Origin of the sequence: Frankia sp. CcI49 (assembly GCF_001983215.1) — a bacterium.
In the GTDB taxonomy this organism is placed as follows: Bacteria; Actinomycetota; Actinomycetes; order Frankiales; family Frankiaceae; genus Parafrankia; species Parafrankia irregularis.
The window spans coordinates 18,470-44,886 of sequence record NZ_MOWP01000004.1; the positions used below are offsets into that span (position 1 = coordinate 18,470).

Sequence of the window (26,417 nt, forward strand, 5' to 3'; positions counted from 1 at the left end):
TGCCGCGTCTCGTCCGGGTCGGTCGGTTGGTCGGTGGTCAGCCGCGCGCCCCGCCGCCGCCCGACCAGTTCCCGGCGGTGTCGGCGGCACCCGCCTCGGTCGCCTCGCCGATGTTGCGCACGATCCCGAGCCGGTCGCCCTGCACACCGATTGCCGTGCCGAGCGCCCCGTAGATCTTGTCGAAGGCCTGCATCACCTGCCGGAACATGGCGTACGCCAGCTTGGACGCCTCGTCCTCCGCGTCTGCGGCGAAGTTGTTCTGCGCGATCCCGTCGGCGAGCTCCTTCCCGAAGGCGACCACGTCGTCGCGGAACTCGGCGAGGATCGGCACCTTGTTGGCCAGCTCGTCACCGTCGAAGGTGATGTTCTCCCCGCTCATGCCCGGTGCCCGTTCTCCGGCTGCGCGGGGCTGGCGTCGTCGTCCGGGATGTTCCGGGTGAACATGCCGAGCAGTTCCTCGACGAGTTCGTCGGAGGACTGCACCTCGGCCAGCCGGCCGATCGAGGAGGGCAGTTCCAGCATCAGGTCCCGCATGCCGGCGAGCGCGGTGTCCAGGGCGCCGGATCGGGCCTGCTCGATGGTCTTCACCAGCAGGTCGGCGAACTCCGCGGGCGCCAGCTCGCGGTAGGCGTCCCCCCGGAACGAGATGTCGGTGATCTTTCCGTCCCCGCTCGCGGTAACCGTCAGGAGTTTGCCGCGGTCGCTGGCCCTGTGCCGGGCGGCGACGCCCTCCCGCCGGATGCGGGCGGTCACCTCCTCGGTGCGCGCCAGCTCGGCCAGCGCGGCCTCCATCAGGTCGTCGTCGAACAGCCCCACGCCGTTGTCCTCTCTGTACTGGTCGCGACTCGGGTGTCGTGACGCCGCGGGATGCGGATCCGGGGATGCGAATCCGGTGCGGTCAGCGGCCGCGGCGAACGCGGTCCCGTCCCGGGGCCGCGGGCTGCACGACGCCGGTGGAACGCTCGGTGCCGGCCTCGGCGGAGGTGTCGTCGCGGCCGACGACCGCGGGTGCGCAGTCCGGGTCGGTGCCCCAGACCTCCTCGTCCTCGGTCAGCCAGGTGCTGCGCTGACGGTCCCGGGAGGAGGAGCCGCCGGCCGCGCCGCCGCCCATCCCCCCCATCGGCATGAACGGCATGCCGCCGCCCCCACCCGCCGTCGATCCGGCTACGGCGGGAGTGGCCGCCGAGCCGAGGCCGCCGGCTGACAGCGCGCTTGCGGACTCCAGTGCGCCGCCGGCGGCCCCGGCGGCGAGGGGGGACGCGGCGGTACCGAGCGTGCTGCCCGTGCCGAGACTCGTCAGCTGCGCGCCGCCCAGGTTGACGCCGGACGTGCCGACCCCGCCGAGGAGATCGCCGGAGAGGGTGCGGACCATCGGCTCGCTGATGTCCCCGATGGTCACGCCGGAGCCCGTCGTCAGAGGCGACGCCACCTGGACACCGTCGATCTGCGTCGGGAAGGCCGAGCTGGGTGTGCTGATGTCGGGCATCGTCAGGCCACTGGCCGCACCCGACTGGGCGCCGAGCGATGACAGCGCGTCGGGGAGGCCGGCCTGACCCGAGGTGAGCAGACCGGCCTGGCCCAGGTCCGCGAGCTGGGCGGGGGTGACGGGCACCGAGTCGAGCAGCCCGGCGTCACTGAGCGCGTTCAGCTGGGCCGGAGACAGGTCCCCCAGCGAGCCCACGCCCTGACCCGAGCTGAGCAGCCCGCTGTCCCGCAGCTGGTCGAGCTGGGCGGGGCTGACCGGGATGTCGTCCAGGGCACCGGACGCGTCGAGCCGGGCGAGCTGAGCCGGGCTGAGATCACCCAGGTTGTCCAGGCCCCCGACACCGCTCAGGGTGCTGGCGGGCGAGCTGAGCAGGCCGGCGTCCGCGAGTGCCTGCTGGCCGGCCGGGCTGAGCGGGACGGAGTCGAGCAGCCCGGCGTCGCTCAGCACGTTCAGCTGGTCGGGGCTCAGCTCGCCCAGGGTCGCCGCGTCGGTGCCGAGGCCGGCGGCGCGCAGGGCCGCCGACTGCTCGGCGGTCAGCGGTGTGTCGGCCAGCACACCCGCCCGCCCGAGTGCCTGCAGCTGGTCGGGGCTGAGGTCACCCAGGTCCGACAGCCCGGACGAACCGAGCAGGGTGCCGGCCTCGCGCCGGGCCGCGCCGGTCAGGCCGGTCCCCCCCGAGCCGAGGCCGCCTAGACCGGCGAGGCCGGCTGCCCCCGCTCCGAGGCCGGTCTCGGCACCCGGCACGTAGTCGACCAGCTCGTACCCGGTGGCTCCGGTGCCACCCAGGCCGTTGCCGAGGTCGCCCAGGCCACCGCCGATGTTGTTGATGCCCTCGCCGAGCTGGTTCAGGCCGCCGCCGATCCCGTCACCCAGCTGGTTCAGACCACCGCCGAGCTGGTTCAGGCCACCGCCGAGGTTGTTGATCCCCCCGCCGATGTTGTTGATGCCCTCACCGAGCTGGTTCAGGCCGCCGCCGAGGCCGTTGATTCCTCCGCCGATGTTGTTCAGGCCCTTGCCGAGCTCGTTCAGGTTGGCATTGATCCCGTTACCGAAGTCGTTGACGCCCTCGAAGTTCTTGTTGACCCCCTCGAACCCCTTGTTGATTTCATCGAAGTTCTTGTTGATGCCCTCGAAACTCTTGTTGAGCTCCTCGTTGAGTTTCTCCAGGTATTCGTTGAGCTCCTCGTTGCCGCCGGCGAGGGCGGTCTCCGGGGCCGGGCGGGGTGGCGGCGGCGGAGGCATCCGGCCGAGCTTGACGGCGGCCTGGGCGGCGGCGAAGGCAGTGATCATCTCCTGTGCCTTCGTCACGGACGGCCTGAAGGCCTCCTGCACATGGTTGGCCCACTGGGCCCGCAGCTTGTTGTCGACGTCGGGCCAGGTCGGTTCCCGCAGCACGGCGTACTCGCCCTGTATTCCGACCCAGTCGGGAAACCTGATGTACATCTCCCGCCACTGGAGATCCGCCATCTGGCCGCGCCCGCCGCGGATCCAGCCCCTGTCCCACAGGCCGCCCGAATGGTTCCAGTTCTCCGTCTCGGTGGTCGGCCGGTCGAACACGACCGACCCGTTGAACATCTCGCCGACCAGCTTCCAGGGATCGGACCACACCCCGGGCGGCCCGGGGATGATCCCGCGGGGGTCACCGGCTTTGCCCGACCAGTAGTCGTTGTCCTTGTGCAGCTGTTCGACGAAGGCCACGGCGCTGAGGTACGCCTTGTTGATCGGATCGATCCAGGGCGTCGACTGTTCGCGGACGCCCTGGACGCCGGCCTGGGCGGCGAGGACCCGGGCACGGTACGCCTGGGCCGCGGAGCCCGAGAAGTTGTCCGCCTTCGTGTCGATGCGGGCGATGTCGTCGCCGAGGTTGGCGAACACGGTGGCCGACCAGGCCCCGATGCCGTCCAGCGCCTGCCCGATCCCGCGCAGTGTCTCCGGGTCGAACGGGGTGCCCAGACCGGCGAGCTGCGGGATGTTCGTCTCGACGGCCATCCAGGCCTTCCGCACGTCCATGAGCGGGTTCGAGGTGTCCTCCGCCGGGGTGAGCGAGTTCTGGGTGGGCGTCGACGACGAGCCCCGCTTGCCCACCCACACGGTGACCCATTCGGTGTTGCTGGCCCAGTCGTCCGACATCCACCGCCAGAAGGTGAGCGCGCCGTACTGGAAGGGCGGCGTCCAGCCGCCGCCGGTGTGGTACTGCTCCTTGCGCGGATCGGCTATCAGCCACGGCGGCCCGGAGGCCCGCACCGTGTCGGGCCGCAGGCCCGCGTCGATCGCGCCCCCGGTGGCCGCCGCGGGCGTGGTGGTCGAGGTCGTCGAGCCGGTCGCGGCCCCGGCCGCGGCGAGGTCGAGCGTCGCGCCGGTGCTCGACCCGATGGTGTAGCCGAGGATGTCGTGCAGGACGTCCTCGATCTTTCCGGGAGCGGCCATGGCGTCAGGTCCCGGTCGTGGACGACGATGTGGACGATGTGGACGACGACGTGTCCGGTGTGGTCGTCTGGCTGGGCATGAACGAGTCGAACAACGTGCCGGTGAGGGTCGAGGCGTTGGCGCTCTCGACCGCGTCGGAGTCCGCCAGCAGGTACTCCAGGCCCCAGCGCAGGTTGGACGTGTTCGTGTAGACGGTGTTGACCCGTTCGACCAGGTTCTGCCGCACCCGTTCGAAGTTCTGCGCCAGGCCGACCGCCTCGGTGAAGCCCGATCCGCCGAGCCGCAGCGGGAAGGGAGCCCCGAGGGCCAGCGTCGAGACCGCATCGGGGCCCCACTGGAAGGTGGACGACCGGCGGTCGATGTCGTCGAGCAGCCCGATGTATTCCTTCATGCGGTCCCGGAGGGCGGTTTCGTCCATCCTGATCGTGAGTTCTTCGCCCATGTCAGATCAGGGAGCCGAAGACGTTCGCGCCGCGGTTGTCGCCCAGCACGTACTGGTTGTGGATCTCCTCCAGCTTCACCTTCCCGACGGCGAGCGAGAGCTCCATCTCCTGCTGGCCGGTGTTCCACTGCTGCTGGGCGAGGACGTAGTTGTCGGGGGCGGCACCCGAGTTCCGGTCCGCGAAGACCCGGACGCTGTTGATCAGGGCCTCCAGCGAGTCCTGGAGCTTGGTCGTGACGAACTGCAGCTCGGCCGCTGTGTCGAGAGCGCCGTTCGGGTTGAACTGGTAGGTGGCCATGTCTCCCTCACGGAGGTTGGGGGGCGGGTGTGGGGCTCGCGTGCGACGGACGGGCTCAGGTGAGGCCCTGGGCCCAGGTCGAGCCGATCATGACGGCGTTGTCCTCGACCGTGGTCGTGGTGTTCGCGTAGACGACCATCGACTCGTTCAGGAGGTCCAGCCCCTGGCGGACCTTGTTGAAACCGTTCTGCCAGTTGGCGATCGCGTCGCGGTACCTGGCGGCCGCGACGCCGCCCCACTGGACGAACAGCATCGACGCGGCGGACTCGATGGTGTTCTGGATGTTGACGCACTCGTCCTGGCAGAGGTCGAACGCCTTGATCATCGCGACGGTGCTCGTTTCGTCGGAGATGAGACTCGGGTCGGGCATGGTGGCCGCCTTTCCGTTCGGTTCAGGATGTGGACGGACCGCCGGGTGGCGGTGCCGCGTTCAGGAGTGCCGTGCTCGGGGCGGCCGCGTTCGGAGCAGCCGAGTTCGGGGAGGTCGGGTGCGGGGAGGCCGCGGTCGGTGAGGCCGACTCCGCCGGGGTGGTCAGCCGCGGTCCCGTGGGCAGCAGGGTCAGCAGCGGCCACGGGCTGGCCACCGCCAGGTGGGCGTCGTAGCCGAGGGCCTGCATCGCGCGCCCGCTCAGTGGGTACGCCGTGCCGCTGCCGTCGACGAGCACGCCGCGCAGATCGTCGACCCGCAGCTCGTCCGGCGGCACGGGCTGTTCCATGAGCAGCGCGCCGCGGCCCGGGGCGACCCGCACCGCGATTCCCCGCGTCGTGACGCTGCCCGGCACGCTCGGGATCGACACCGTCACGACCGCCAGCGCGGCGGGTTCCGCTTCTCCGCTCGACTCGGCGCAGACGGCCTGGTCGGCCGCGAGGTGGCGAACGACGGGCGGCAGGGCCGGTAGTCCGTCCCAGGGTGCGGGCATGCTGGTCCGCGGCCCGGCCGCCAGGTCGGCCGGGGTCAGCTCGCGGGCGGGCGTGTCGCCGGTCTCGGCACGGGTGAGCGCGAACTGCACGGGGGTGAGCGGGGCCAGCCCGGCCGGCAGCAGGATGTAGTGCGTCGTCACCCCGCCCGTCACCGCGGCGGTGAAAAGGTCCCCCACCTTCGCCGGTGCGCCCCCGACCAGCCAGCCGGGGGCGCCGGGGTCGACGCGCACCGGGGCGAGGTCGGGGCCGGCCGGCACCACCTCCAGCCAGCGTGGGTCGACGGGCGTCGGTCGGACGTCGCCGAAGCCGAGCACGTCGGCGACCCACGGCCGGGCCAGCCGCAGCCGCCGCCCCTGCCAGAGCAGGTAGGTCTCGCTGCCGTCGGAGCTGTCCGCGGTGACCAGCACACCTTCGCGGACGCCGGGGCGGTCCGGCTGGCTCGCTGGGCTCACCCCGATGTCGAGGATGGCGGCGATGTCGGGCTCTCCGCTCGCGCAGATCCGCCAGACCCCGCTGTTCAGCGCCGCGGTGGCGGGCAGCAGGTCGGGAGCCGAGGCGATGCCGACGGGCGCTCCGCGGGGAGTGTGCTTCAGCCGGGAGGCCGGCACCACCTGCGGGTTGACGACCGCTCCGGTCAGCAGCCGGGCCGAGGCGATGTTGGGCACGGGACGCAGCTCGCCGTCGATGAGCAGGAAGCGGCTGCCGGTGCCCTTCTCGATGATCAGCGTGTTCGGTTTCCGCCACTCGGTCGACCCGGAGCCGGACACCAGCGCCCAGATCGCGACGACGCCCAGGGTCAGGGCGGCCAGCACCGTGCCGCCGACCAGGCCGCGGACGTCGCGGCGCCCCAGCGGGTCGAGGGTGTCGGGGTCGGCACGCACCAGTGCCGCCGACAGGCGGGTCAGCAGGTACCGCTGGGCGTCGACCTGGTCGCGGCGGGACTGCATGTCAGCCCACCACCGAGCGGATGAGCCCGATCAGCCCGAGCAGCCAGGAGACCAGCGGCACAGCGAGGACCAGTGCCGTGATGTGGGCGAAGTCCCCGGCCCGGCCCCACATCGGCGTCATCCGGCGGCGGGGCAGCACGCGGGCGCAGCCGGCCGCGGCGAGGGCGAACGCCAGGGAGACCGCCGGCGCGAGCCAGCCGGGCTCCGAGCCGTCGCCGGCACGCGCGCCGATCGGCAGCACGATCACGACCAGGCCGGCCACCGCCGGGAGGAGCAGCGCCGCCCGATGCCAGGTGCTCGTCATCGGCCGCGACGCCAGCGCCTGCGCCAGCCCGACGAGAACGACGAGAGCGGTGGGGATCCAGTGGTGGTCGAGAGCCATGGTGACCAGCGCGGCGGCGGACAGCACCCCGCACGCGGCGTGCAGGGCGGTCATGTTGACGTCGGCGGCGGCGGCGCGCGCCAGCACCTCCGCGCTGGGCTCCGGGTCGATGTCGTCCTGCAGCTCACCGGGCTCGACGGGCAGTGGCGGCAACGCCAGCCCGGCGCAGGTGAAGGCGGCCACCGGCACCAGCGGCCGGGCGCCGACGCACAGCAGCGCGATCACCGCCGCCGTCTGGGTCCGGTCGAGTCCGGCGAGGGTACCCAGCCCGCAGCCGACGAAGCCGCCGCACGCGACGGCTGTCCCGGCCAGCGCGAGCGGGCGAGCCGACGGGTGGCCGGCGGTGAGCAGCAGCAGGAGGCCGGCGCCGACGACGGCCGCGGCCGAGCCGGTCATCAGCATGAGCCGGGCGGTGGACGCCGGGTCCCCGCCCGCGCCCGCGTCGGCCACGCCGAGGGCCGCCGCCTCGATGACGAAACCGACCATCGCGGCGCCGGTGAGGGCGGCGACGGACCGGTCGACGACGAGGCGGGACGTCGCCACGGTGACCGCGCCGAGCAGCACGACGGCCTCCGCGGCGATCAGCGCGCGGTAGTGGTAGCCACTGGCGGGCAGGGCGGCCAGCGCGACCACCAGCCAGCCGGCGAGGGCCAGCAGGGAGGCGAGGCGGGTCGTGCGCGGGCGCCACAGCCCGGAGCGGGCCTTGATACCGCTGGACACTCCGTCGATGAGGTCGTCGAAGTCGAGCGGGGGGATCTGCTCCGAGCGTGGCCGCAGGTGCACGGTGTCGCCGTCGAGCAGGCCGTGCTCGGCGACACTGTCGTCCTCGTCCAGCGGCGGCTCGCCGAGGCGCTGTGCCACCCAGCCGCTGTGCTCCAGGCCGCGGTCGGCGAGATCCGGCCCGAGGCCGCGCAGCAGGGCGGGCATCAGGTCGGCGAGCGGCACATGGCAGGGCACCGACAGCTCGACCTGGCTCGTCGGCCCCACGACGAGCAGGCGGCATACCTCCGCCACGCTGGACTGGCCCATGACCTCGGCACGGCGTCCGCCGCCCATCGGGTTCACGGGAGTGACCCGCATCACATCGGCGGTCTGTCTGGTGTCGGTCGAAACGCCGAGGGCCCGCCAGCCGTGGTGCGGATATGTCCACGGTCGCCTTTCGCCGCCCGGCCCGCCGCTCCGGACCGGATCTGCCGCACGGCGAGATCACCCTGCAGGAACCGCCGACCATCCCCGAGACCCAGGGGCAGGGCCTGCGCACCCTGGCGATGATCGTGCCGTCACTGCTGATGTCCTGCGGGATGATGTTCTTCTTCTTCGGCTTCGGGACGAACGGCCCACTCGGCCTGATCATGATGGCGATGATGGGCGCCGGCATGGCCGGCATGGGCGTGACCCAGATGTTCACGCAGTCCGGCGACCGCAAGCACAAACTCGGCGGGGAGCGGCGGGACTACCTGCGCTACCTGTCCCGCACCCGCCGGCAGGTCCGCGGCTACGCCGAGCAGCAACGTGAGGCGCTGGCCTGGCGCCACCCCGACCCGGCGTCGCTGTGGTCGCTGGCCATGACCAGCCGGCTGTGGGAACGCCGCCCGGCGCACCCCGACTTCGGCGAGGTTCGGGTCGGCACCGGCAGCCAGCGGCTCGCCGTGCGCATCACCCCGCTGCAGACCAGCCCGGTGGAGGACCTCGAACCCGTCGCGGCCAAGGCGCTGCGCCGCTTCACCCGCGCATACACGACGATTCCCGCCCAGCCGGTCGCCCTGTACGTCCGCGGGTTCGCCAGGGTCCGGCTGGACGGCGACCGGGAGACCGCCCTCGGCGTGGCCCGTGCGCTGCTCGCGCACCTGGCCACCTTCCACGCCCCCGACGAGCTGCGGATCGCGGTCTGCACCGACACCGACGGGCGCGCCGAGTGGGACTGGGCGAAATGGTTCCCGCATGCCCAGCACGTCACCGACCGGGACGCCGCCGGGCCGGTCCGGCTGTTCGGGGAGTCGCTCGACGAGGTCGAGCGGCTGCTGGGCTCCGCCTTCAGCGAGCGGGCGCGGTTCGAGACGGGGACGGCCCCGTCCACCGCCGAGCCGTTCGTCGTCGTGATCGTCGACGGGGGCCGGATCTCCCCGGGTGCCCGCTTCCTCGTCTCCGGCTACCGCAACGCGGTGCTGCTCGACTTCGACGCCCACCCGGCCGGCAGCGGCCAGCAGGTGCTGTGCCTGGACATCGCCCCCGGCGACATCGAGATGGTGCAGACCGACCGGGTCGGGAGGGAGGTGCGTTCCCGGCTCGCGACACCCGACACGCTGTCGCGCGTGCGGGCGACGACGCTGGCGCGGCTGATGGCCCGGCACAGCGCCGGCGCCAGCGCGGAACCGGTCTCCGACGGTCTGACCACCAGCCAGGACCTGCCCGATCTGCTCGGCATCACCGACCTGGAGACCTATCAGCCCCGCGCGGTCTGGCCCGCCCGCCGTGGTGCCGAGCGCCTGCGGGTGCCGATCGGCCTCGCCGCCGACGGGTCGCCGATCGTGCTCGACATCAAGGAGTCCGCCGAGGACGGTATGGGCCCGCACGGCATGCTGATCGGCGCCACCGGCTCGGGCAAGAGCGAGCTGCTGCGCACCCTGGTGCTGGCCCTGGCGGCCACCCACTCCTCGGAGACGCTCAACTTCGTCCTGGTCGACTTCAAGGGCGGGGCGACCTTCGCCGGTCTCGACCGGCTGCCGCACGTGTCGGCGACCATCACCAACCTCGCCGACGAGGCGTCGCTGGTCGACCGGATGCGCGACGCGCTGCGCGGCGAGCTGGTGCGCCGCCAGGAGCTGCTGCGCCGGGCCGGCAACTTCAGCTCCGTGCGTGACTACGAGGCCGCTCGCATGCAGGGCGCGGCCCTCGACCCGCTGCCCACCCTGTTCGTGGTCGTCGACGAGTTCAGCGAGCTGATCGCCGCGCACACCGACTTCATCGAGCTGTTCGTCATGATCGGCCGGCTGGGGCGTTCGCTCGCCGTGCATCTGTTGCTGGCCTCGCAGCGGCTGGACGACGGCCGCATCCACCAGCTCGAGGGGCACCTGTCGTACCGGATCGGCCTGCGGACGTTCTCCGCGATGGAGTCACGGTCGGTGATCGGCGTACCGGACGCGTACGAGCTGCCCGCCGCCCCGGGCAACGGCTACCTGCGCTCCGACGTCGCGACGATCACCCGGTTCCGCGCGGCCTACGTCTCCGGGCCGTATCGGTCCCGCTCCGCGCGGGTGCGCCCGGACGTGATCGAGAGCCAGGTCGTCCCCTACGGCACCACGCACGTTCCGGTCGCCTCCCGTGCGGCCGAGTCGGATCCGCCGACCGGTTCGACCGGTTCGACCGGTTCAACCGGATCGACCTCGACCGGTTCCGCCGGGACTGACGGGTCGGACGGGTCGGACGGCGGGGCAGGGGCGGCGACCACCGCCGACACGGTCCTGAAGGCGCTGGTCGACCGGCTCGTCGGCCAGGGACCGCCCGCGCACCGGGTGTGGCTCCCGCCGCTGGAGCAGTCGCCCTCGCTCGATCAGGTCCTGCCGCCCCTGCTGCCGGACCTCGACCACGGGCTGCGTCCGGTGGACGCCGACGCCACGGACCGGCTGACCGTCCCCGTCGGCGTGATCGACAAGCCGTTCGAGCAGGTCCGGGACCTGCTGGTGCTGGACTTCGGCGGTGTCGGCGGGCATCTGGGCATCGCCGGCGGCCCGCAGAGCGGCAAGAGCACGCTGCTGCGCACCCTCGTCGCGGGGCTTGCTCTCACCCATTCGCCGCGCGAGGTGCAGTTCTACTGCCTGGACTTCGGTGGCGGCGCCCTGGCCGCGCTCGCCGATCTGCCGCACGTCGGCGGGGTCACCGGCCGGCACGACCCGGACCGGGTGGGCCGGACCGTCGCCGAGGCCGTCGCACTGCTCGCGGACCGCGAGCGGCGCTTCGCCCGGCTCGGGATCTCCGGGATGGCCGCCTACCGCGAGGCCGTCGCGGCCGGGAAGGTACCGGAGGAGGAGTTCGGTGACGTGTTTCTCGTCGTCGACGGCTGGGCCACCCTGCGCCAGGAGTTCGAGGCGGTGGAGGAACAGGTCCGCGACGTCGCCGCGCGAGGCCTGAACTACGGGCTGCACCTGGTGCTCACGGCGAGTCGCTGGTCCGAGGTCCACCATTCGATGCGGGACAAGATCGGATCGCGGCTGGAGCTGCGCCTGGGCGACCCGGTCGAGTCCGGCATCAACCTGCGGGCCGCCGCCTCGGTGCCCAAACTGCCCGGGCGCGGCCTCACCGACGCCGAGCTGCACTTCATCGCCGCCCTGCCGCGCATCGACGGCGCCGGGTCCGTCGCTGATCTCGCCCACGGCACCCGCCATCTGGTCGCCTCGGTGGTGGACGCCTGGACTGGGCCGAAGGTGCGGCCCGTCCGTACGCTGCCCGCCGTCCTGCCAGCGGAGTCGCTGCCCGAGCCGGAAAGCGAGGGAAGGGGGCATCTGCGGGTCGCCCTCGGCCTGGAGGAGAGCCGTCTCGAACCCGTCTGGCACGACTTCGGCCAGCTCCCGCACCTGACCCTGCTGGGCGACAACGAGAGCGGGAAGACCAACCTGCTGCGGCTGATGGCACGCGCCATCACCAGCCGGTTCACCCCGCAGCAGGCCCGCATCATGGCGGTCGACTACCGGCGCCGCCTCTTCGACGACATCCCGGACGCCTACCGGCTCGGCTACTCCGTCTCACCGGACAGCACGAAGAACACCATCCGCGATGCCGTCGCGGGCCTCACCCCCCGCCTGCCCGGCCCGGACGTCTCACCCGAGCAGCTGCGCCGCCGGGACTGGTGGACCGGGCCGCTGCTGTTCGTCCTCGTCGACGACTACGACCTGCTGACCGGCCCCGAGAACCCGCTGGTCCCGCTGGTCGGGTTCCTGCCGCAGGGCGGTGACGTGGGCCTGCACGTCATCCTCGCCCGCGCCGCGGCCGGGGTCATGCGCATGTCGATGGACCCGCTGCTGCGCCGGATGCAGGAGCTCAACACCCCCGACATCGCGCTGTCCTGCCCCCGGTCGGAGGGGCCGCTGCTCGGTGGCGCCCGGCCACGGGAGCTGCCCCCGGGCCGCGCGCTGCTGTGCAGCCGCCGCGGCAGTCGGCTGATCCAGACCGGCTTCGTCGCGACGGACCCGATCGGGGAGCCTGTCGCCGAGACGGCCGGGTAGCGTGCGGGCGTGTTGATCGGATCGGAGCTTGTGGCGCAGGTGCTGCGGCGGGCTGTCGAGCTCCCCGTGACCGGGCCCCGCGGCGGCGACCTCACGCCGCTCGCGGAGCTGATCGGCCGGCGGCTCGACCTCCCTGCGGTGCGGCTGCGGATGTTCGTCGACAGCCGCCCGGTCGACCACACCTGGCCCGCCGGGCGCGGCACGCCAGGCGGAGGTGGGCCAGGCGGAGGTGCGCCAGGCGGAGGTGCGGCAGCCGGCGGAGTGTTCGACGGCTCCGCGTTCGACGGCGGTGCATCCGGGGATGTCGCGTTCGCGGACGTCGCGTTCGGCGGTGGGCCCGATGGCGGTCCGGCCGCGGCGTGGGCGATCGTGTACCGGGGCGAGGAGATCGGCGGCCTGTTGGTCAGCACCCGCGCCGAGCACCCGGTCCCGGCCAGGACGCACCGGGCGCTCGGCGACATCGCCGGTGCCCTCGGTGCCGTCCTCGCCGCCGCCGCCGCGCAGGAGCGTCGCCGCGCCGCCGCGGACACGTGCTGGCAGGCCACCGCGCGGATCGCCGACGCGCGGACCCGCGCCGCCGCCGACATGGAGAGCGAACGCCACGCGCTGGAACGCGACCTGCACGACGGTGCGCAACTGCACCTCGTCTCGCTGCAGATGGCCGCCGCCGTGGTCGAGCACCGGCTGGCAGCCGGCGAGCTGCCCGGCCCGGACCTGCACGAGGCCCTCGCCGACCTGGGCGCGCGGCTGGAACGCGGGCACACCCTGCTGGTCGAGACCGCCGCCGGGATCACTCCGCCCCTGCTGCGCACAGCTGGCCTGGAGCCCGCGCTGGCCGCGGCCCTGCGGGAGGCTCCCGGGATGGCACTGGAGGTCGGGCGGGACGTGCGTTCACGCCGCTATCCGCCGCCGGTGGAGAGCGCGGTCTACTTCGCCTGCCTGGAAGCCGTCAGCAACGCGCAGAAACACGCGTCCGGCGCGTCCGTCCGGGTCCGCCTGCACAGCACCTACCAGGGGCTGGCGTTCACCGTCGAGGACGACGGGCCTGGAATGAACCTCTCCGGGGCGGTGTGGCTGCGCGGGCCGCGCGACAGGCTCGCCTCGGTGGGCGGCACGCTGTCCGTCACGTCGACGCCGGGCGCCGGAACGCGGATCTGCGGGGTCGTGCCCTTCTGAGGCCCGGGCAGCCTGGCCTCGGGCAGCCTGCCGTCCAGCCGCTCCGGAAGCCACAGGTCGATCCGGCCGGATCCGTCCGCCGCCACCGTGCAGTGCAGAGCGCCGCCGAGGGCGGACAGCCGCCGGGCATCGTCGCGCAGGCTGTCCCGGGCCCGGGCGACGGCACCTGGGGACGGATCGTCCACCCGCACGCCGAACCGGCCGTCACCGTGGACGAACCGCATCGACAGCGGCCCGGTCCCGGCCTCGCCCAGCAGGTTCAGCGCCGCGGCGCAGGCGTGGTAGACGCCGGATTCCACCTCCCACCCGACCCGACGTCCCGGATCACCATCGATCCGGACCTGCCGCGGCAGCCTGGATGCCAGCTCGGTCAGCGCGACGGCGGTCCCCGCCCTGCGCAGCAGGACGGGATGGACGGCCCGCACGACCGTCCGGAAGTCCTCCAGCAGGTCGTCGACGGCGGAGCGCAACTCCCGCAGCTCGTCGCCGGCCCGTGCCGGCTCGTCGCGGACAGCCGCCACGCACGCCTGCCAGCGATCCGTGACCTCGCCCAGCCGCCGGCTGACACCGATCAGCAGGCTGCCGCTCAACCGGTTCCGTTCCGCGTCACGGACGGCGGCGAGATCGGCCTCGACTCGGGCCAGCTCCTCCGCGCACCGCCGGGCCCGTGCCGCATGCTCGTTCGCGGCCAGGGTGAGCTCGTGCTCGCGCAGCACCAGAGCCAGGCAGTCCCGGGTCTGGTCGAGCAGGTCGGCGGGCGGCATGACCACGGCCCGGCCCGGCCACCCGCCGATCACGAGGGCCGCGGCCGGCGTCCGCCCCTCATCGCCATCGCCACCGCCACCATCACTGCCACTGCCACTGCTATCGCCGACACCACCGCCAGCACTGTCGCCGCGCCCTGGGCCGGGGATCCGCAGCAGGAGACGTACTCCAGGCCTGCTCCGCAGCGCGGCGAGATGCCCCGCCGCGCCCGCCCGCACCGCCATCGGCTCCATTCCGGCGGGCAGCCACGACGGCGACTGAGCCCAGCCCAGCACAACCCAGGACGCCACACCATCCACCGGGGTGGCCTCTTCCTGGGTGACCGCGGCCCACAACGCCGCGTAACAGCCCTCGCCCGCCCTCCCGAGATTCTCCAGGAGTGGCATGACCCGCTGCCGCAGACCGGCTTCGGCCGGCATCGGCGAAACCTCCCGGGCGAGCACCTCCGCCGGGGCGAGCACCTCCGCCGGGGCGAGCACCCCCGCCGGGGCGGGCGGCGAGCCGGCCGGCTCTCGCCGGACGTCCGTCATCGCGCGCCGAGGTAGGTGAGAACGGCCAGGACCCGGCGGTGGTGGGTCGTCGCGTCGAAGGGCAGGTCCAGCTTCGTGAAGATGCTGGCGATGTGCTTCTCCACCGCCTTGGCGGACAGCGACAGCAGGCCGGCGATCCCGGCGTTCGAGCGCCCCTCGGCCATCAGGCGGAGAACCTCCAGCTCCCGTTGGCTCAGCAGCGCCAGCGGCCCGGACACCCCGGCGGGGCGGTTGACGAGCCGCCCGGCGAGCGACGGCTCGATGACGAGCTCACCCGCGTTGATCCGGTCCAGGGTGTCCGACAGTACCTGCGTACCGGCTACCCGCTCCTTGAGCCGGTAGCCGATCCGCTCGGTGCCGATCTCCAGGCACCGCATCAGGTAGTGCGTCTCGGCGTAGTGCGACAGCAGCAGCAGCCCCGTCTCGGGGTACGCGGCCCGGACGCGTGCCGCCGCGCGCAGCCCGCCCTCGGTACCCGGCGGCATGCGGATGTCGAGGATCGCCACATCAGCCGGCTCGGTGCCCAGCAGCCCCATCAGCGCGTCCCCGTCCGCGACGCTGCCGACGACCTGGTGCCCGGCCGCGCCGAGCAGCAGGAGGAGCCCCTCACGGAACAGCGCGCCGTCCTCGGCGAGCGCTACCCGCACGGCACGAGGGCGCCGGGGCCGAGACGGCGGCCGACGCGGTGGCCCGGGCCGTGGCCGACGCCGCGGGCAGGTGCGCCGACATCCTCCCGATACGGAATATTTGTCATTCCGTAACCGCTTTTGCACAGCATGCGCCAATGATGCCGCCATGTGTGGGGCGCGCCAAGCGATCGCGGGGGAGGACGTCACCCGGATGCCTGGAAGCACATCCGGCCTGATCGGGTGACAACCAACGTCAGCGCCGTGGCGCGGCCGACCGCGTGCCTGCGTGGCGCCCCGCCCGTCGGCCGGGCGTTCGCAGGCCTGGCCGGGCTGGCCCTCCCGGTCGGCCTGGCCGGTTGAGCCGGTCGAGCCGGTCGAGCCGGCTGGGTCGTCTGCGTTGGCTGAGCTGGCTGGGTCGTCTGGGTTGGCTGAGCCGGTTGGGTCGGTTGGGTCGACTCGCGCGGGACGGCGCCGGCGGATGGTGCCGCGGCGGGAGTGGCGCGTCGGACATGCTGGGGAGCGGGAACGGCGAGGCGCAGGCGCCGTGCCGCCAGGTCGTCGGTGCCGGCGGAGAGGACGAGCCGCAGCCGGACCCGCGCCGCGGCGGGCAGCGCGTCGGCGAACCGGCTCAACGCGGTCAGCACGTTGTCGGTCAGCTCCGCCACCGGGCCGTCGACGGCGAGATCGAGACGGGCCGGGTCGAAGGGCGCGAGGTCGGTGGCGGCGTCCGGGGTGAGCCCCACCCGGCGTAGCGCCAGGCCTGCCGGTACGACCCGGACGAACCAGGGGCCGACGAGGCGGTAGCCCGCCCTGCCGTGCGGCACCATCCCGGCCACCGGAGGGTGCCAGTGCACGAGCCGCGGCGGCCCGTCCGGCGGGTGGAGGACGCGCTGCGCGAACGGCGCCCACGACTCCCGGCGGCCGGCGTCGGTGGCGAGCACCCGCGACACCCCGTCCTGCCCGGGCATCAGCAGGCCGTACTCGGCGACGACAGGCCGGCCGGCGGCCACGGCGAGCCCCTGGGCGAGGCCCGGACCGTCACCCGGCTCGCAGCCGTACAACGAGACGATCACCGTCGCCTGCGCGGACAGGTCGTCGAACGCACGGTTGACGTCCGGCAGCGCGGGTGGCTGGCAGCCGGGCGCGCCGACGATCAGCGTCCGGACGTCCGGTGCGTGCGGAACGGTCGTGAACGCGGGGTCATCCGGCTGGGTCTGCGGGTCCTGCGCAGAGCGGATCCACAGCCCGGCCGGCACGGTGGTGATCCGCGGCGGCGCGCCCGGCGGTGACGGCGCTGTCGCACCGTCCGCGGTGCTGTTCGTCAGCCTGTCCGTCACGGGGRAGCCTTCCGGGTCCGGTCGGCGCGTCGAGCCGACGGTCAACCCATGTCACGGCTGCCGCCCTCGGCATGGTTCAGCGCGACCCGCTCGGTTTCACCACCACCGCTCGTAGGTCCCGCCACCGCCGGAGATGCAGATCCCCGCGAAGACGTAGGAGGTGGCGTTGGTGGACAGGCACCTGCCGCTCGCGACGTTGACGAACATCTTCGACGCGTCTGACTGTGTTGAAACCCGCCACTGCTGGGTCGAGCCGCTGTTGCAGGTCCTCGTGTAGGCCGATCCCGCTCCGTCGCTGTCCAGGCAGAGGCCCGTCCCGGCATCGGTGAGCACCACGGTGCCGGAGCCGGAGGTCCTCCACACCTGGTAGGAACCGCCGTTGCAGTCCATCGTGTAGATCTTGCCGTCCCCGTTGCTGTCGAGGCATTCACCCGTCACGTAGTTCACCAGGGTGCCCGGGCCGCCGGCCGCCTGCGCCTGCCCGGTGGAGGCGGCCGCGGCCTGGGTGACGGGTGCGGCCGCGGCGGTGGGTGCGGCCTGCGCGGTGGGTGCGGCGGAAACCTGACCCGCTTTGGCCTGGGTGGTCGCGGCCGTCGGCGTGGTGGGCCGGGAGGGCGACGAGCCCGCGCGCCCCGGTCCCGTTCCGCCCGACGACACCGCCCCGCCGAGCTCGGGCGGAGCCTGCCCGTCGGCACCGGGCTCGCCTGTCGAGTCTGCCGCGGCTGTCTGGCCGGGTGCCGGCGGCGATGTCATCCAGGCACTGCCGGGGCCCGTCATGCCGGCCGTGGGAGGGCCGGCGGCGAAGGCCCCCGAGTTCGTCCCCTCCTGCCCGGCGGCACGCGCGCCGGGCGGCCTGGTGTGGCCGACCATGCCCTGCACCGATTCGGAGGCCACGAGGAAGAGCAGTCCAGCGACGGCGCCGTACGCGGTCGCTGCCAGCACGCGGGTCAGCCAGCGCCGCCGCGGCCAGTTCGGCCACCACCGCGACAGGGCCCGCAGCTCCGGTGGATGCCACCGCGCCGCCGACCGCTGGCCACCGGGTATGCCCTCGCCGGGCGGTGTCCCACTGCCCGGCGGGATGATCTCGCCGGGCGGAACAATCTCGTCGGGCGGGATGATCTCGTCCGACGAGCTGCGACCGTCCAGTGGACTGTGCCCGTCTGGTGGACTGTGACCATCTGGTGAGGACGGCTGATCCGCCTCGGCCTGGTCGGCTGACGGGTGCTGCCCGTGCGGAGCCGAATGATCCGCGGCCTCGAGTTTCATGGCGTCTGGGCCCTTTCCCTGGCCGCCACCGGGCATGAATGTTCCGCGGTGCCGCGAGATCGGCGCGGTACATCTGATTTCGAGCGATTTCGTTCCCGATGTGCGCGGAGAAGGATAGCCGAGCCCACAGTGTGTCGCGGGCCCGCGGGCAGCACGCGATCCGTGCCCACGAGCCGCCATCGGCTGAGGTCAGTCGGTGACAGTCGCCTTCTGAAGGCGCTGACCAGGGCGAACGGTGAACATAAAGGCTGAGCCGTCCGGTCGGCCTCCGGCGGTGATAGCCGGCCATGGCGCCACAGTTTCACGTGGCGTTCACCTCTGGTTTGTCGCGTCCGGAGGCGGCCCGATCGGAGGCAGGGCTGTTCGTGGTCTCGTCCCCAGGCTGCCAGCCGGCCGCCTCCCAAGGTGGAACAGCCGGCGCGGCGGATACCGGACCTTGCGGTGCCCACCGCTTCGACGTCTCGACGACCCGCGCCTCGGTGGGTGTCTCGGCCGAGCCACCAGTGGTCAGCGCGGCCCAGGGTGCGGCCATCCGAATGCGGGCTCCAGAAAGCCCGTCGCGGAATCCCGGGCCTCGGACTTTCGCTACTGCCGAGCAAGAGGTGGGAATGTTGGCTGCCGAAACAACCGAAATCCTCAGTTCTTGTCAATTGTCAAGGGTAAATTTCGGGCTCTGTGGGCTCTGTGGGCTCTGTTGGGTTGAACGTGTGGTCGACCTTCCGGATTTCTGACAGCACTGGTCAGCATTCGACGGGCCCATGACTGTTCTGTTTGCGCGACTAAAGGGCCACGTGTACCTCTTTCTTCGGGTCTCTTGACATCCATTTTCTTGTCGGTTTTGCAAGGCTCTTGGGGGTGGATAGTGGAAGAGCAACGAAGAGCCCTTTAGCTGCCGATCCCGCGCACCTCGCCGGGTCCCGCGGGGGTCGGATTTCTTCCGCCCAGGGAGCCGTGGACGCCGCCGACGAACCCTGAAACCACTGGTCACAGGGGCTGTTCAGGTCTCGCCGGCCGTCCTGGCGCGGTGCCGGGCCGGCGATGTCGGACGCGCGGACTGTCCGTGGCGGCGATTCGCCCGCGATGACCGATTACCGGAGACCCGCAATTCATCCACCGGATGGTGACGATTCATTTTTCTGGCACCTCTGTCAGTTTGCTGATGTGCCGGGAGCGGGTCCGGACGGCCGGGTGACCGGACGCCAGTGACCATGGCCGAAACAGCTCGGAGCCCGTGAGTACGCCGGCTCCCCGGCCCCGGCCCCGGCCGCGGCCGAGCACGAGTGAGGACTGAGGAGTGAGTAGTGAGCGGGCGTTGAGAATCTCGGGTGTTCTGGCGACCAAAATCCTCAACGCTGTGCGCCCGGCATGGGCAGTCCCTTGGAGGTGGAAATTCTCTGGGGGGGAGGTGGCTGCGCCCGAGCGTCGGTGATGATCCGTGGCGGCGCGCCCGGCGGTGGCGGTGGTGGCGCCGCCGCACCGTGCGCGGTGCTGATCGTCAGCCTGTCCGTCACAGGCGAGCCTTCCGGGTCCGGTCGGCTCGTCGAGCCGACGGTCAACCCATGTAACGGCTGCCGCCCCCGACCTGGTTCACCGCGACCCGCTCGGTCTCACCGCCACCGCTGGGTGGGCCCGCCGGAACCGCTACAGGTCCCCGTGAAGATGTAGGTGGTGCTGGAGTCGGTGTCCAGGCACTTGCCGCTCGCGACGTTGACGAACGTCCGCGTGCCTGACTGGTATGCCACCTGCCACTGCTGGGTTGAGCCGTTGTTGCAGATCCGCGTGTAGGCCGATCCCGATCCGTCGCTGTCCAGGCAGAGGCCCGTCGCGGAATCGTTGAGCGCCACGGCGCCGGAGCCGGAGGCCGTCCACAGCTGGTAGGGACCGCCGTTGCATTCGAGCGAGTAGAGGTGGCCGTCCTCGTTGCTGTCGAGGCATTCGCCCGTCACGTAGTTCACGAGGGTGGTCGGGCCGCCAGCTGCCTGCGCCTGCTGCGTTGCGGGTGGGACCTGGGTGACGGGCGCGGCCGCGGCGGCGGGTGCGCTCTGAGGGGCGGGCGCTGGCGATACCTGGGCCGGCTTGGTCTGGGCGGGCGCGGTCGTCGGCCTGGTGGGCCGGGAAGGCGATGGGCTCGGGCGCCCCGTCTCAGCCTGGTCGTTCTCGGGCAGCGCCTGYGCGCCGGCGTCGGGCTCATCTGTCGCGGCTGTCTCGCCGGGTGCTGGCGTCGATGTCAGCCAGGTGCTGGTGGGGCCCGTCATCCCGGCCGTGGGAAGGGCGCCGGCGCCCGGGTTCGTCTCCTCCTGCCCGACGGCACGCGCGCCGGGTGACTGGGTGCGGCCGGCAATACTCTGCACCGATTCGGAGGACACGAGGAAGAGCAGTCCGGCGACGGCCCCGTACGCGATTGCCACCAGCACGTGGGTCAACCAGCGCCGCCTTGGCCAGTTCGGCCACCACCGCAGCAGGGCCGGCCGCCCCGGTGGTCGCCGCCGCGCCGCCGACCGCTGGCCGCCGGGCACGCCCTCGCCGGGTGGTGTCCCACTGTCCGGCGGGATGACCTCCTCCGGCGGAATGATCTCGTCCGACGAGTCGATCGGGTCGATCTCATCCGACCGGCCGTGACCGTCTGGCGGCCTGTGACTGTCTGGCGACGACGGCCGATCCGTGTCGGCCTGTTCAGCTGACGGGTTCTGCCCGTGCGGAGTCGAATGATCCGCGGCCGTGAGTTTCATCGGGAATCCCGGAGGAGACCCTGGCTCGCAGGCAGGGGAGGAATCCGGGTTCCCGCGGAGCGGGGCAGCCTGCGGTGGTTCGCGGTCAGGCGGACCACCGATTTAGAGCCCGGTGCACCGGGTAGATGATCTCGCTGTTCGATGACTGGTCGTCGTTCGTCGTCGCCGTGAGGAGCCGGGTGCGCGGGTCGTCGGGAGATCACGCGGAGACCTCCTTGACGGTCCTGTCGTGTTCCCCGGCGCCACGGAGCCAGCGCGGTACATCTGATTTCGGGTGATTTCGTTACCCGATGTGCGCGGATAAGAATAGCCGAGCCCACCGTGTGTCGTGGGCCTACGGGCAGTGCACGATCCGTGCCCGCGAGCTGCCAGTGGCTGAGGCCGGCCACTGAGAGCCGGCTTTTGAAAGCACTGACCAGGTCGAACGGCAAGCATGAAGGTTGAGGCGTCCGGTCGGCCTCCGGCGGTGACGCCACAGTTTTCCATGGGGTTCACCTCTGGTTTGTCGCGCCCGGGTGTCGTGGCCTGATCGGCGGCGTGGCTGTTCACGTCCTGCTCGGTAGCAACGGCAGCCCGAAGTTCGGGATGTCGAGGATCAACGCGGGGAGGGGGTACGCCACCTGGGCGACGAGCACTCCGAGACAGCCGGCGATCAGGGTGAGGACGAAGCGGGTCGGCGCCTGTGTCGGCGCCTGCGCCCGCATTGGGGCACTCGTCAGTGCTCCGTTGCAATGGTGATCACTGTGCCCGTTGTCGCCTGCGGGTAGGGATGCTCGCGCCAGATTTACGGTGGATCAAGTTTTTGTTCGTGATGTATAAAAAACGGTGTCGACGGCCGGATAACGGACGACCACGCTAGGCTTCGGTCATGGCCAAGCTCCGGGAAGCACAGAAGCGCCTGACCCGTCAGCTGCTCCTGGGTGCCGGCCTCGAGCAGTTCCAGGCGAAGGGCTACGCCGCGACGACCGTCGACGACATCGCGAACGCGGCCGGCACGACCCGGGTGACCTTCTACGCCTACTTCCCGTCCCGGGGAGCGCTGATGAAGGCGCTCATCGACGAGCAGCTCAACGAGGCGCTGGCGCGGGAACGGTCCTCCGAGCACGGCTCGACCGCCCACGACCTGGTGGCGACCGTCGCCGCCGGCACCCGCGAGGCAATCGACGCCTGGGTCCGGCGCACCGCGCAGTCCTGGCCCGACATCCGGCCGATCATCCGCATCGGCCGCGACGCCGCGGTGATCGAACCCGAGCTCGCCCACCTGGTGGAGAAGTGGATGGAGGAGGCCATCAGTGACGTCGCCGACGGCCTTGCGCAGGCCGGTCGCTTCGCACCGCACCAGCGTCACTTCAAAGGCGTCCTGGCCATGGCCCAGCTCGACTATGTCGCCCAGAACTGGGGCGACGCCGACTGGAAGATCACCCGCGACCAGATGCTCGACGAACTAGTCGACAGCTGGGCCGGCCTACTGGTCTAGTCCAGCCTGATCCCCGAGGCGAACACCCCCAGTCGTGGATCTGGGACGTGATCGTGACTACTGCGAGCCCTGTGGCCTACGGCGTACAGTGAGCGCCATGAAGCGGATGGTCCAGATCCCTTATGAGCTGGAGCAGGAGGAGGACGGCACCTGGGCCGCGCACGCGTCGTTCCCCAGCGGTGGTGCGCACGGGCTCGGTGCTTCTCCCGAGGAGGCGGTCGCTGATCTCTACGAGGCGGTCAGCCTGGTCATCGAGGAGCTCGGTGTTCCACCGGTCCTGACGATCGTGCAGGACGTCGCCTGATGCCACCTCTTCCCGTGCTACCAGGCGGGGATGTGGTCAAGACTCTGGAGAAGCTCGGCTTCGAGGTGATCCGCGTCAGGGGAAGCCACCACATGATGCGGAGCGCGGCAGACGGGCGTTTCACGGTTGTGCCCGTTCACCCAGGTCGCGACGTCGCCGCCGGGACATTGCGTCGGATCATCCGTGACACCGGGTTGTCGGTCGAGGAGTTCGTCGCCGCGCTCTGAAGGTCCAGCGTGACCACGACGTCAGTCCAGCTCGAACGCCTCGACCCCAGTCGGTCGCGACTCGCTGCCCGATGATCAAATCTCCTGCAGATAGTGCGCGAGCGCCTCTGGCTGTGACAGGGCGAGCAGATGGCCGCCTGGCAGGACGTCGGCATCGATGCCCAGCCGGTCCCGCGCCACCTGGCGTTGGAACTCCACCGGGAAGAACCGGTCGTCGGCGCCGGCGACCACGCGGATCAGGACCGGTGGCCATCCGCCGAATTCGCAGACGGAACCGAACACGACGTCATCCTCGGGGCGAGGATCCGCCGAGATCGCTGCCGCGTCGTCAGCGGACAGGTCGTGCAGGAAGTACGTCTCGAGGTCGAACTCGGGGCTGTAGCCGCCGCGCTCGGCTGCGGTGGCGAGGGCTTGGGCCTGCCCGGTGCTGTCCCACCAGGCGCCCGGGGTCTCGCCGGGAACGGGGATCATCGCGTTCACGAACACGATCGCGCGCACCGGAACCAGCTCGGCGACCAGCGGCGCGGTGAACCCGCCGAGCGACTGCGCGACCAGCACCACGTCAGGTCGCCCTTCTACCGTCGCGCCGATCGCCGCCTCGACGACGGCGGCGTACTCCGGCAGAGCGGCGCCCGGGTCGCCCCCGGGCAGATCGACGGCGACCACCTCATGGCCCGCCGCGCGCAGCAACGGCACGACCCGGTGCCAGTAGATCCCCGCACCACCGGCCCCGGGGATCAGCGCGAACGTCCGCCGCCGTCCCGGCACCCGCTCGTCCATCCCGGTCATCTCGCTCATCTCCGCCATGTTGTCCACACCTTCCTCGCCTCATCTGTCAGACCCCTGCTGGGGGCGCGAATCATCGGTGCGGAGCGGCGAAGTCGGAAATCGGGCGTGGATGGGGCGCGTGGCGAGAAGGTCGCCCCGTACCCAGGCGATGACCACCTAAGCACCCGAGCGGGAGCCACCATCGCCCGGAATTCATCCGACCTCCATGCGGACCTCGTCGCACAGTGCTTGGCTGGGTCGGTGCAGAGCTGCCAACCGACGCCGAAGGCACAGCCGGCGTGGGCCTGATCGCCGTGACCGGCGCGTCCGGGCGGCTGGGCGGTCGCGTCGCGCGCCGGCTGGCCGCGGCAGGTGTCGCGCAGCGCCTGGTGGTCCGGGATCCGGCGCGCGCACCAAGTCTGCCCGCGGCCTCTGTCGCCCGGGCGTCGTTCGACGAGCCGGACATCGCACGCGCCGCGCTGGCCGGGGTCACGACGCTGCTGATGGTGTCCGCCGCGGAGACCTCGGACCGGTTCCGGCAGCATCAGACGTTCGTCGACGCGGCGGCCGCCGCCGGCGTTGAGCACCTGGTGTACGTCTCGTTCTACGGCGCGACGCCGACCTGCACGTTCACGTTGGGGCGCGACCACGCCGCCACCGAGCAGTACATCCGCGACGCGGGCAAAGGCATGAGGTTCACCTTCCTGCGCGACAACCTCTACGCCGATTTCATGACCGCGCTGGTCGGCTCGGACGACGTCATACGGGGCCCGGCGGGGAACGGGAAGGTGGCCCCCGTCGCCCAGGACGACATCGCCGACGCCGCCGCGGCGATCCTGCTCAACCCGCTCCCATACGCTGGCCGGACCTTCTCGCTGACCGGTCCTGAGGCACTGACCCTTGATGAAGTCGCCGCCGTTATCTCCGACGCAGCTGGCCGGCGGATCGTCTACCGTGCGGAGACGGTCGGCGAGGCGTACGCCTCCCGCGCCAGCTACGGGGCACCCAGGTGGCAGGTCGACGCCTGGGTGTCGACGTACACGGCCATCGCCGCGGGTGAACTCGCCACCGTCACCTCGGACGTGCCAGAGCTGACCGGCCATCCGGCGACCTCACTAGCCGACCTTCTCCGCCRGGGCCGTTCCGCCTACCCCGCCGACTGACCGCTCGCACGCTGTTCTCGCAGGTCCTGTGCCCCGAAAGGACGCCAGGAGCGTGGTGCGGCGCGTCGTTCAGGCGGATGGGTGGTGCTGGGCCTGGGCGATCCGTCTCGGTGAGAGGCGGGCGATGGGCAGGAGCATCAGCGTCGCGACAGCGGCCAGCAGGCCGAAGCCGAGCTGGAAGTCGCCGGTGGCGTCACGCAGACCGCCGACGACGACCGGGCCGGCGGCGGCGCAGGCGTAGCCGATGAAGAACGCCATGGCGCTGAAGCGCCCGGCCTGGGTGGCGTCCCGGCTGGCAGCCACCGGAAGTGTCATCACCAGGGTGAACAGGCCGCCGTGCCCGACTCCCATGGCGACGATCCAGAGCCAGGCGCCCGCTCCCGGGCTGAGGGCGAAACCCAGGAAGCCGATCGCGGTGAGCACCGTGGTGGCGGCCAGGCCGGCGCGCCTGTCCTGCCGTTCGCCGTGCAGTGCCGGGACGGCGAGCATCGCCGCGACCTGAATGGCGATCATGGTGGTCAGCATGAGGCCGGCCTGCGACTCGCTCCGTCCGCCGTCGTCGTGGAGCAGGGGTGCGATCCAGGCCAGCTCGCAGTAGTACAGCGCCGAGTTACCGGCCGACACGGCGGTGATCCGCCACGCCAGTGGGGAGCGCCAGGGCAGGCCGGAGGTGACGATGCGCCTCGGGTCACCCGCCTGCTCCAGCTGAAGCGATCCTTTTGCCGCGGACCACAGGACCAGGCCCGCGACCGCGAGGACGGCCCAGCAGGCCAGTGCGGCCGGCCACGATTCGAAGGCGTCGGCGAGCGGTGTGCTCACCCCCGCCGCCACCGCGCCGCCGAGGCCGAGGCCGGTGGTGTAGATGCCGGTCACCAGACCGGGTCGGTCGGCGAAGCGTGCCTTCACCACGGCCGGCAGCAGGGTCTGGGAGAGCGCGATGCCCATGCCGACCGCGGCGGCGCAGACCAGCTGCAGCCAGGCGGACTGGCTGAGCCCGCGGGCCGCGGTGGCGAGGCCGACGACGGCCAGCCCAAGCTGGACGCCCCTGTGCAGCCCCCATCTGCGCCCGACGGTGACGGCCAGGGGTGCGCACAGCCCCATGGCCAGTGTGGGGATGGTCGTCAGCAGCGACACCTCCGTCGCCGACAGGCCCAGATCGGTGCGGATCCGGTCGACGAGGGGGGAGAGCGCGGCGATCGCCGGGCGGAGGTTCACCGCGGCCACGAACAGGGCGATCACCGCGAATCCAAGCGTGTTCCGGGTCTGTCGAGGTGGGGCGGCGGTCGATACCTTCGGCCGATCCTGAATCTCGGACACCAGCTGGACCTCCATCTCGGATATTTCCTGTCCGCGTTTATAGCAGAGTCGCGGATGGTTTCTATCCGGGATAGGTAGGCTGGCTGCCGTGAAGCTGTCCAACGGCGTCGAGTGGGCGCTGCACTGCTGCGTCTCGATCGGGCAGAGCGAGGCCCCGGTGCCGGCGGCACGGCTCGCCGAGCTGCACGGCGTCGCGCCGGCCTACCTCGCCAAGCATCTCCAGGCGCTCTCACGGGCTGGCATCGTGAGATCCACTCCGGGTCCGACCGGCGGGTACGCCTTCACCCGACCCGCCGCGCAGATCACTGTTCTGCAGGTCGTGCAGGCCATCGACGGCCCCGAGCCCGCGTTCCGCTGCACCGAGATCCGCCGGAACGGCCCGCTGGCCGTGCCCGATGATCAGTGCTCCGGGCAGTGCGCCATCGCCCGGGCGATGGCAGCCGCGGAGCAGGCGTGGCGTGACGCGCTGGCCGGTGTCACCATCGACGACCTCGGTCGGGGCATCGACGAGGACAGCTCGGGCACCGCGATGCGCGCCGTACGGGAGTGGCTGGCCGACGCGCGATAGCCGGATGCAGTGCGGTCGGCGGCGCCGTGTGGCCCGCCG

The 26,417-nt window shown here is 71.9% G+C and carries 22 protein-coding genes; 7 read left to right on the forward strand and 15 right to left on the reverse strand.

The annotated features are described in order from the left end of the window. Nucleotides 1-37: 37 nt before the first annotated feature. From CcI49_RS00925 to eccD, 8 genes are all read right to left on the reverse strand, one after another. Nucleotides 38-379, reverse strand: coding sequence for a hypothetical protein (locus CcI49_RS00925; protein ID WP_076823688.1), 342 nt, complete (start codon nucleotides 377-379; stop codon nucleotides 38-40). Beyond that, nucleotides 376-816 (reverse strand): YbaB/EbfC family nucleoid-associated protein, encoded by a 441-nt coding sequence (locus CcI49_RS00930; RefSeq protein ID WP_076823689.1) that lies wholly within the window; start codon nucleotides 814-816, stop codon nucleotides 376-378. Before CcI49_RS00930 ends, CcI49_RS00925 begins: the two co-directional genes overlap by 4 nt. Before the next feature lie 82 nt (nucleotides 817-898). Beyond that, nucleotides 899-3,913, reverse strand: coding sequence for a hypothetical protein (locus CcI49_RS00935; RefSeq protein WP_076823690.1), 3,015 nt, complete (start codon nucleotides 3,911-3,913; stop codon nucleotides 899-901). A 4-nt stretch (nucleotides 3,914-3,917) separates the two neighbouring features. After that, complete coding sequence (locus CcI49_RS00940) at nucleotides 3,918-4,355, reverse strand: hypothetical protein (RefSeq protein WP_054564273.1); 438 nt, start codon at nucleotides 4,353-4,355, stop codon at nucleotides 3,918-3,920. Nucleotide 4,356: 1 nt separating this feature from the next. Continuing rightward, on the reverse strand, nucleotides 4,357-4,653 hold the full coding sequence (locus CcI49_RS00945; protein ID WP_054564272.1) for a WXG100 family type VII secretion target: 297 nt from the start codon (nucleotides 4,651-4,653) through the stop codon (nucleotides 4,357-4,359). A gap of 55 nt (nucleotides 4,654-4,708) precedes the next feature. Then, a complete protein-coding gene (locus CcI49_RS00950) occupies nucleotides 4,709-5,023 on the reverse strand; it encodes a WXG100 family type VII secretion target (protein WP_054564271.1) in 315 nt (104 codons plus the stop codon). A gap of 22 nt (nucleotides 5,024-5,045) precedes the next feature. Next, nucleotides 5,046-6,521, reverse strand: coding sequence for a type VII secretion protein EccB (eccB, locus tag CcI49_RS00955; protein WP_076823691.1), 1,476 nt, complete (start codon nucleotides 6,519-6,521; stop codon nucleotides 5,046-5,048). Between the two features lies 1 nt (nucleotide 6,522). Further along, complete coding sequence (eccD, locus tag CcI49_RS00960; protein ID WP_054564270.1) at nucleotides 6,523-7,983, reverse strand: type VII secretion integral membrane protein EccD; 1,461 nt, start codon at nucleotides 7,981-7,983, stop codon at nucleotides 6,523-6,525. 62 nt (nucleotides 7,984-8,045) lie between these two features. Here eccD and eccCa point away from each other — a divergent pair, with 62 nt between their 5' ends. Together eccCa and CcI49_RS00970 are read left to right on the forward strand one after the other, a co-directional pair. Beyond that, nucleotides 8,046-12,122 carry a type VII secretion protein EccCa gene (eccCa, locus tag CcI49_RS00965; protein ID WP_076823692.1) on the forward strand — a complete coding sequence of 1,359 codons (4,077 nt, stop codon included), beginning with the start codon at nucleotides 8,046-8,048 and terminating at the stop codon, nucleotides 12,120-12,122. A 9-nt stretch (nucleotides 12,123-12,131) separates the two neighbouring features. Beyond that, complete coding sequence (locus CcI49_RS00970; protein WP_131830964.1) at nucleotides 12,132-13,298, forward strand: ATP-binding protein; 1,167 nt, start codon at nucleotides 12,132-12,134, stop codon at nucleotides 13,296-13,298. A gap of 1,291 nt (nucleotides 13,299-14,589) precedes the next feature. On the opposite strand, the gene CcI49_RS00980 is transcribed toward CcI49_RS00970, so the two are convergent. From CcI49_RS00980 to CcI49_RS41885, 5 genes are all read right to left on the reverse strand, one after another. After that, complete coding sequence (locus CcI49_RS00980; RefSeq protein WP_054564266.1) at nucleotides 14,590-15,240, reverse strand: response regulator transcription factor; 651 nt, start codon at nucleotides 15,238-15,240, stop codon at nucleotides 14,590-14,592. 185 nt (nucleotides 15,241-15,425) lie between these two features. Further along, a complete protein-coding gene (locus CcI49_RS00985) occupies nucleotides 15,426-16,559 on the reverse strand; it encodes a hypothetical protein (protein WP_076823695.1) in 1,134 nt (377 codons plus the stop codon). A 96-nt stretch (nucleotides 16,560-16,655) separates the two neighbouring features. Then, the gene (locus CcI49_RS39450; protein ID WP_158230683.1) at nucleotides 16,656-17,825 is read right to left on the reverse strand and encodes a ricin-type beta-trefoil lectin domain protein; all 1,170 of its coding nucleotides are present in this window, start codon (nucleotides 17,823-17,825) and stop codon (nucleotides 16,656-16,658) included. A 1,607-nt stretch (nucleotides 17,826-19,432) separates the two neighbouring features. Then, complete coding sequence (locus CcI49_RS39455) at nucleotides 19,433-20,554, reverse strand: RICIN domain-containing protein (protein WP_083749239.1); 1,122 nt, start codon at nucleotides 20,552-20,554, stop codon at nucleotides 19,433-19,435. Nucleotides 20,555-21,099: 545 nt separating this feature from the next. Further along, nucleotides 21,100-21,258, reverse strand: a complete 159-nt coding sequence (locus tag CcI49_RS41885) for a hypothetical protein (protein WP_158230684.1) — start codon at nucleotides 21,256-21,258, stop codon at nucleotides 21,100-21,102. A 164-nt stretch (nucleotides 21,259-21,422) separates the two neighbouring features. Between CcI49_RS41885 and CcI49_RS01000 the strand changes: the two genes are divergently transcribed. From CcI49_RS01000 to CcI49_RS01010, 3 genes are all read left to right on the forward strand, one after another. Continuing rightward, a complete protein-coding gene (locus CcI49_RS01000) occupies nucleotides 21,423-22,031 on the forward strand; it encodes a TetR/AcrR family transcriptional regulator (RefSeq protein WP_076823696.1) in 609 nt (202 codons plus the stop codon). A 97-nt stretch (nucleotides 22,032-22,128) separates the two neighbouring features. Then, entirely contained in the window at nucleotides 22,129-22,335 is a 207-nt protein-coding gene (locus tag CcI49_RS01005; protein WP_054564259.1) for a hypothetical protein, read from the forward strand. Then, nucleotides 22,335-22,562, forward strand: coding sequence for a type II toxin-antitoxin system HicA family toxin (locus tag CcI49_RS01010; protein WP_054564258.1), 228 nt, complete (start codon nucleotides 22,335-22,337; stop codon nucleotides 22,560-22,562). Before CcI49_RS01005 ends, CcI49_RS01010 begins: the two co-directional genes overlap by 1 nt. 75 nt (nucleotides 22,563-22,637) lie before the next feature. Here the strand turns inward: CcI49_RS01010 and CcI49_RS01015 are convergent, their stop codons facing one another. Further along, nucleotides 22,638-23,360, reverse strand: a complete 723-nt coding sequence (locus CcI49_RS01015; protein WP_054565323.1) for an alpha/beta fold hydrolase — start codon at nucleotides 23,358-23,360, stop codon at nucleotides 22,638-22,640. Nucleotides 23,361-23,629: 269 nt separating this feature from the next. Between CcI49_RS01015 and CcI49_RS01020 the strand changes: the two genes are divergently transcribed. After that, entirely contained in the window at nucleotides 23,630-24,493 is an 864-nt protein-coding gene (locus CcI49_RS01020; protein ID WP_241839844.1) for an SDR family oxidoreductase, read from the forward strand. Nucleotides 24,494-24,562: 69 nt separating this feature from the next. On the opposite strand, the gene CcI49_RS01025 is transcribed toward CcI49_RS01020, so the two are convergent. Then, entirely contained in the window at nucleotides 24,563-25,732 is a 1,170-nt protein-coding gene (locus CcI49_RS01025; RefSeq protein WP_198955433.1) for an MFS transporter, read from the reverse strand. Nucleotides 25,733-25,898: 166 nt separating this feature from the next. On the opposite strand from CcI49_RS01025, the gene CcI49_RS01030 reads away from it, so the two are divergent. After that, nucleotides 25,899-26,378, forward strand: coding sequence for an Rrf2 family transcriptional regulator (locus tag CcI49_RS01030; RefSeq protein ID WP_054564257.1), 480 nt, complete (start codon nucleotides 25,899-25,901; stop codon nucleotides 26,376-26,378). Nucleotides 26,379-26,417: the final 39 nt, after the last annotated feature.